Annotated in this window: 3 protein-coding genes; all 3 read left to right on the top strand. The window is 70.2% G+C overall.

Going from position 1 to position 3590, the window contains the following annotated elements; translation table 11 throughout:
* A partial coding sequence (gene tilS, locus C6N75_RS03125; RefSeq protein ID WP_105867282.1) for a tRNA lysidine(34) synthetase TilS occupies positions 1-921 on the top strand: 921 nt, incomplete at its 5' end.
* 42 nt (positions 922-963) lie between these two features.
* On the top strand, positions 964-1503 hold the full coding sequence (gene hpt / locus C6N75_RS03120; RefSeq protein ID WP_105867281.1) for a hypoxanthine phosphoribosyltransferase: 540 nt from the start codon (positions 964-966) through the stop codon (positions 1501-1503).
* Between the two features lie 209 nt (positions 1504-1712).
* Positions 1713-3590, top strand: a 1878-nt coding sequence (gene ftsH, locus C6N75_RS03115) for an ATP-dependent zinc metalloprotease FtsH (protein ID WP_105867280.1), incomplete at its 3' end; no start/stop codon positions are given.

The raw sequence follows: 3590 nt of genomic DNA, 5'->3' as shown, positions 1-3590 counted from the left end.
GAGGACCACCGGCCGCTGGTGCTCGTCGCCTGCTCCGGCGGCGCCGACTCCATGGCGCTCGCCTCCGCCCTCGCCTTCGAGGCCCGCAAACTCGCCGTCCGCGCCGGCGCGATCACCGTCGACCACGGACTCCAGCCCGGCTCCGACCAGCGCGCCGCCGAGGTCGCCCAGCGGCTGCGGGCCCTCGGGCTCGACCCGGTCGAAGCCGTCTCCGTCACCGTCGGCCGCGCCGGCGGACCCGAGGCCGCCGCCCGCGACGCCCGCTACGCCGCCCTCGACGACGCCGCCGAGCGCCTCGGCGCGGCCGCCGTCCTCCTCGGCCACACCCGCGACGACCAGGCCGAGACCGTCCTGCTCGGCCTCGCCCGCGGCTCCGGCATCCGCTCCCTGTCCGGGATGGCCGCGGTCTCGGGGGCCGCCGGCCGCTACCGGCGGCCCTTCCTCCAGCTCGACCGCCAGACCGCCCGCAAGGCCTGCCTGGTGCAGTCCCTGCCGGTCTGGGACGACCCGATGAACGCCGACCCCGCCTACACCCGCTCCCGGCTCCGCCACGAAGGGCTGCCCGCCCTGGAGAAGTCCCTCGGCAAGGGCGTCGTCGAGGCCCTCGCCCGCACCGCCCAGCTCTGCCGCGACGACGCCGACGCCCTCGACACCTGGGCCGCCGACGCCGACGCCACCGTCCGCGACGAGACCGGACGGCTCGACTGCGCCAAGCTCTGGGCCCTGCCGCCCGCGGTGCGCCGACGGGTGCTGCGCCGGGCGGCCGTCGCCGCCGGGTCGCCCGCCGGCTCCCTGTTCGCCCGGCACGTCGAGGAGATGGACCGGCTCATCACGGGCTGGCGCGGGCAGGGGGCGCTCAACCTGCCCGGCCGCGTCGTGGTGCGCCGGCAGGGTGGCAGACTGGTCATCCGGCAAGGCTGACGCGACGCTGCAACGAAAGTGACCCGGGTGAACGAGAAAGACATGGGCACCGACCTCAAGTCGGTGCTCATCACCAAGGAAGAGATCGACGCCAAGCTCGCGGAGCTGGCCGCTGAGATCGACGCGGAGTACGCCGGCAAGGACCTGCTCATCGTGGGCGTCCTCAAGGGCGCCGTCATGGTGATGGCCGACCTGGCGCGGTCGCTGTCCAGCGCCGTCACCATGGACTGGATGGCCGTCTCCTCCTACGGCGCCGGCACCCAGTCCTCCGGCGTGGTCCGCATCCTCAAGGACCTCGACACCGACATCAAGGGCCGCCACGTCCTGATCGTCGAGGACATCATCGACTCCGGCCTGACCCTGTCCTGGCTGCTGTCCAACCTCGGCTCCCGGGAGCCCGCCTCCCTGGAGGTGTGCACCCTGCTGCGCAAGCCCGAAGCCGCCAAGGTCGCCATCGACGTGAAGTGGATCGGCTTCGACATCCCCAACGAGTTCGTCGTCGGCTACGGCCTCGACTACGCGGAGAAGTACCGCAACCTCCCCTTCGTCGGCACGCTCGCCCCGCACGTCTACGGCGGCTGAGCTCCCGCCGCCGTGATCGGGAACCTGAGCCGCCTTCCCGCCGTTGGAGCATGGGAAGGCGGTCTCCGGAGACAATGCTGGGGTACCGTCCGAAGAACAGCTTTTCCCACCGCGCCGCGAGCGGCGGCGCGGACCGCAGTACCAAGCAGCACCAACCGAGCAGCAGCTACCTACGGGCAGGAGGGACGGGGCGTCACCGCCTCGTATGGATGGACGTGAAGCGATACTTCCGTGGGCCGGTCATGTGGATCGTGCTGGCCGTCCTCGCCGTGGTCGTGTTGATGCAGGTCGTCGGCTCGTCGGGCGGCTACAAGACGGTGGACACCGGTCAGGTCGTCCAGGCGATCGACAAGAACCAGGTCGACCAGGTCAAGCTGACCACCGGCGACGAGCAGATGATCAAGGTCGACCTCAAGGACGGCCAGAAGGTCGGCGACAGCGACAAGATCCAGGCCAGCTACATCGGCAGCCAGGGATCCGACCTCGCCGCCACCCTGCAGCAGAAGTACGAGGCGGGTGACATCGACAAGGGGTACACGGTCTCGCCCTCCAAGCAGAGCCCGTTCCTGTCGGTGCTGCTCTCGCTGCTGCCGTTCGTGCTCATCGTCGTGGTCTTCCTGTTCCTGATGAACCAGATGCAGGGCGGCGGCTCCCGAGTGATGAACTTCGGGAAGTCCAAGGCCAAGCTCATCACCAAGGACACCCCCAAGACCACCTTCTCCGACGTCGCCGGATCCGACGAGGCCGTCGAGGAGCTCCACGAGATCAAGGAGTTCCTCCAGGAGCCCGCCAAGTTCCAGGCCGTCGGCGCTAAGATCCCCAAGGGCGTGCTGCTCTACGGCCCGCCCGGCACCGGCAAGACCCTCCTCGCGCGCGCCGTCGCGGGCGAGGCCGGCGTCCCCTTCTACTCGATCTCCGGCTCCGACTTCGTCGAGATGTTCGTCGGCGTCGGCGCCAGCCGGGTCCGCGACCTCTTCGAGCAGGCCAAGGCCAACGCCCCGGCCATCGTCTTCGTCGACGAGATCGACGCCGTCGGACGCCACCGCGGCGCCGGCCTCGGCGGCGGCCACGACGAGCGCGAGCAGACCCTCAACCAGCTCCTCGTCGAGATGGACGGCTTCGACGTCAAGGGCGGCGTCATCCTCATCGCCGCCACCAACCGGCCCGACATCCTCGACCCGGCGCTGCTGCGCCCCGGCCGCTTCGACCGGCAGATCGCCGTCGACCGTCCGGACATGCAGGGCCGCCTGGAGATCCTCAAGGTCCACCAGAAGGGCAAGCCGGTCGCCCCGGACGTCGACCTCTCGGCCGTCGCCCGCCGCACCCCCGGCTTCACCGGCGCGGACCTGTCGAACGTGCTCAACGAAGCCGCGCTGCTCACCGCGCGCAGCGACAAGAAGCTCATCGACAACCACATGCTGGACGAGGCGATCGACCGGGTGGTCGCGGGCCCGCAGAAGCGGACCAGGATCATGTCCGACAAGGAGAAGAAGATCACCGCGTACCACGAGGGCGGACACGCCCTGGTCGCGGCGGCCTCACCCAACTCCGACCCGGTCCACAAGATCACCATCCTGTCCCGCGGCCGGGCCCTCGGCTACACCATGGTCCTGCCCGACGAGGACAAGTACTCCACCACCCGCAACGAGATGCTCGACCAGCTCGCCTACATGCTGGGCGGCCGGGCGGCCGAGGAACTGGTCTTCCACGACCCGACCACCGGCGCGGCCAACGACATCGAGAAGGCCACCGCCACGGCCCGTGCGATGGTCACCCAGTACGGCATGACCGAGCGGCTCGGCGCGATCAAGTTCGGCGGCGACAACACCGAGCCCTTCCTCGGCCGCGAGATGGCGCACCAGCGCGACTACTCGGAAGAGGTCGCCGCGCTGGTGGACGAAGAGGTCAAGAAGCTCATCGAGACGGCGCACAACGAGGCCTGGGAGATCCTGGTCGAGAACCGCGACGTCCTGGACAACCTCGTCCTCGCGCTGCTGGAGAAGGAGACGCTCGGCAAGGAGGAGATCGCCGAGATCTTCGCCCCGCTCACCAAGCGCCCGGCCCGCCCCGCGTGGACCGGCTCCTCC

Origin of the sequence: Streptomyces solincola, assembly GCF_002982015.1 — a bacterium.
Lineage (GTDB): Bacteria > Actinomycetota > Actinomycetes > Streptomycetales > Streptomycetaceae > Streptomyces > Streptomyces solincola.
The sequence above is the reverse complement of the archived record's forward strand: the minus strand, read 5'-3'. Positions and strand labels throughout refer to the sequence as shown.

Bases quoted from the DNA above. Each gene is read 5' to 3' on its own strand.
- hpt (WP_105867281.1), top strand. From the start codon at position 964: ATGGGCACCGACCTCAAGTCGGTGCTCATCACCAAGGAAGAGATCGAC.